Source organism: Flavobacteriales bacterium (genome assembly GCA_021296215.1).
Lineage (GTDB): Bacteria > Bacteroidota > Bacteroidia > Flavobacteriales > ECT2AJA-044 > ECT2AJA-044.
This window is the reverse complement of record JAGWBA010000122.1, coordinates 1-2976: the sequence shown is the minus strand read 5'-3', so window position 1 is coordinate 2976 and position 2976 is coordinate 1. Positions and strand designations below refer to the sequence as shown.

Sequence of the window (2976 nt, the reverse complement as noted above, 5' to 3'; positions counted from 1 at the left end):
GATTTTGTAATCGCTGAGTTGGCTATATTTTACAGGCATTACAGAACAAATCTATCCAATTGTTCCGGTCTTAAGCCTTTACTATTTACCAGAGAAGACTTCACTTTTACTCAGTTTACAGTTCCAAATGTAAGCCCTCAATATTCATTGTCAAATCTTGATACCCTTTCAACGGTTTCCTGGACGAGAATAACGAAAAAAGTAATTTTGCAGGATACAAGTAAATATTTAACTCTTGCTTGGTTTAATATCCCTCAGAGTTATCCTGATAGAACGCTGTTTAGTGCGGGGTACTACATCGACAACGTCGTCCTTTATCCATGTGATGCACCGGTGTTTAGTGCTGATGCCGGTGAAGATATTACTATTTGCAAGGGCGATTCCGTGGAGTTATCTACGCCTTATCGTAACAATGAGTATATGTACTGGTGGGTGAACGCCTATGGTTATACTATCAGTACCGAACGCACCCTTTGGGTAGATGATTCACCAGGTACATACTACCTCGCGCAACTGGACTTTAAGTTCGATGTCACCTGGGATACGGTAAGCGTATTCAACAAATCGTGTTTGGAACTGGAACTGCCCAATGTTTTTACGCCCAATGACGACGGACAAAACGATCTATGGAAACCCAAAGGGAAAGACATTGGGCAAATCGATTTGCAGATCTACTCACGCTGGGGTCAACTTATCTGGAGTTACTCTGGCAGGTACGAAGACCTAAATGGTTGGAATGGCGGTGACGCATCCGAGGGAACCTACTACGTCGTGGCCAAAGATATAGGTATTGACGGGAAAACGGTTGAAGAAAAAGGTACGCTTACTTTGTTGAGGTAAGGCGGGAAAGCGAATTCTTAATTTTGAATGATTAGTCCTTAATTAGCTTAGAACCATTGACCTAGCGCCGATAGTACTTATCTACCAAGTAGATCATACTGCAAAACGCGGCACAACCGAGTTCCAACTCCCGCTTATCGACATTCTCGAACACGTCGTTATCGCTGTGGTGGTACTTGAAGTACTCTTGAGAATTCGGGCACAGGCCTAGCTGAAGCATTTCGGGATAATAGTCGCGCAGTGGCCCAATGTCCACTCCTCCATATCCGGGGTCCAATACATAAATGCCGAAGTCGTAAAACAGCTCACTGAACTGTCGAACGAACTTCACTTGTTTCTTATCGCCAACGATGCCAAAGCCGTAGGGTAATCCTCCACCGGCGTCGGACTCGAGAGCCGCTACATGGACTTCACCGAGTTCCTCGCTCACCCATTTGGCGTATGTTTTTCCGCCCATGTTTCCGTTTTCCTCGTTCATGAAGAGTACTACTCGCAACGTGTGCTCCGGCTCGTAACCCAGTTCATTTAATATTCGGAGCGACTCAATAGAATGTGCGATTCCAGCACCGTCGTCGTGGGCACCTTCGCCCATATCCCACGAGTCGAGGTGTCCACCAAAGGTGATGACCTCATTCTTCTTTTTTCCGTGCATTTCACCGATGACGTTGAACGACGGAACATTCCCATAAAAACGGCAATCCATTTCGAGTTTTACGGACAGGTCTTGCTGCGCAATGGTGCTCTTAACCCATTCAGCATCTTGGGTTGAAATGGCCGCGGCCGGAATACGCTCGATGCTGTCGTTGTAATACATGAATCCAGTATGCGGGTATGGATCTTCGTGGCTCGCGAGTGAGCGAATCAAAATAGCTTTGGCTCCGAGTTTTGATGCCTCGATAGCACCGTATCCGCGCATAGACCAGCAGCCCCCATAGCCTTGGAAGGTATTGAGCAAACTCTGATCAAATCCTTGATTCACGAATACTACCTTTCCTTCGACCTCTGACCGATCCATCGCTTTTAAAGCGTCCATGTCTTCGGCGTAGATCAGATCCCCGGTGAGTAATCCGCCCGTGGCGATACTCCCACCCAGTGCCGTAAGTCGCATGGGGTGAAGTTGACCTTCTTCATCGATGACCCAGCAAGCTTCTTTAGTGCCGCGCTCCCAGTGAGGAACCTCAATGGGCTGAAGATATACGCTGTCGAAGCCGTAGGTATTGAGCAATCGCTCACCCCAATACACGGCCATTTCGGCCTCCGCCGAACCGGTCAATCGAGCCCCGACATCCTTGCACAACGAGCGCAGGTTTTCGTAGGCGTGTCCGCGGACCAGAGCCTCGTCATAGATGCGACGGACGAAAAGCGAGTCGTCGGTTGATTGAGCCCGAGCGGTGAAAATCGTGCCGCAGGCACCTAAAACAAATAGGATGAGGGTCTTGAGGGTAGTTTTCATAGGGTGCTAATTAACGAAAAAAGCCGCTATCGGGCAGGACAGCGGCTTTTGAGTGTGATCTGGTATTGATTAGCAGTATTCTTCGAATGCGCCGGTCAAATTCTCGGCGATCATTTCGGCTGGGCGACCTTCGATGTGATGGCGTTCCACCATGTGAACCAGTTTGCCATCTTTGAAAAGGGCGATACTCGGTGAGCTTGGCGGGTACGGAGCCATCAGGGCGCGAGCGTGACTCACGGCCTCTACATCGTTTCCGGCAAACGCCGTAACCAAACGATCGGGGCGCTTGGTGTGCTGAGCGGCCATTTTTGCGGCCGGACGAGCATTTGCGGCGGCACATCCGCAAACCGAGTTGATCACGACCAACGTGGTGCCTTCTTGCTTGATGGCAGCATCGACTTCTTCAACACTTTTTACTTCGGTGAATCCACTTCCGGAAAGATCTTGCCGCATGGAGGCAATGAGTTCTTCTGGGTACATATGTTCTTTGTTTTTTATCTATTTGGAATGAGTTTACAAATATAGTGGGAATTTGTTCCTTGTCGGCAGGGGCTTTAGCAAAACTAGTCAACCCTTTTGCTGATCGGTATGGTTTAATAGTTAATAGCACACCCGTCCAAAATAAATTTTTCTGAGGCATAAAAAAGGAGCGCTGCCCAAAGGGCTGTATTTTGTAGGTATCA

At 48.3% G+C, this 2976-nt stretch carries 3 protein-coding genes; 1 reads left to right on the top strand and 2 read right to left on the bottom strand.

What is annotated here, in order from left to right; all coding sequences use genetic code 11:
* Positions 1 to 207: 207 nt before the first annotated feature.
* Positions 208 to 840: a gliding motility-associated C-terminal domain-containing protein gene (locus J4F31_12320; GenBank protein ID MCE2497337.1), complete on the top strand. Its 633-nt coding sequence runs from the start codon at positions 208 to 210 to the stop codon at positions 838 to 840.
* 61 nt (positions 841 to 901) lie between these two features.
* Here the strand turns inward: J4F31_12320 and J4F31_12315 are convergent, their stop codons facing one another.
* Both J4F31_12315 and J4F31_12310 read right to left on the bottom strand, forming a co-directional pair.
* Complete coding sequence (locus J4F31_12315) at positions 902 to 2293, bottom strand: M20/M25/M40 family metallo-hydrolase (protein MCE2497336.1); 1392 nt, start codon at positions 2291 to 2293, stop codon at positions 902 to 904.
* A gap of 69 nt (positions 2294 to 2362) precedes the next feature.
* The gene (locus J4F31_12310) at positions 2363 to 2773 is read right to left on the bottom strand and encodes a BrxA/BrxB family bacilliredoxin (GenBank protein ID MCE2497335.1); all 411 of its coding nucleotides are present in this window, start codon (positions 2771 to 2773) and stop codon (positions 2363 to 2365) included.
* Between the last annotated feature and the right edge of the window lie 203 nt (positions 2774 to 2976).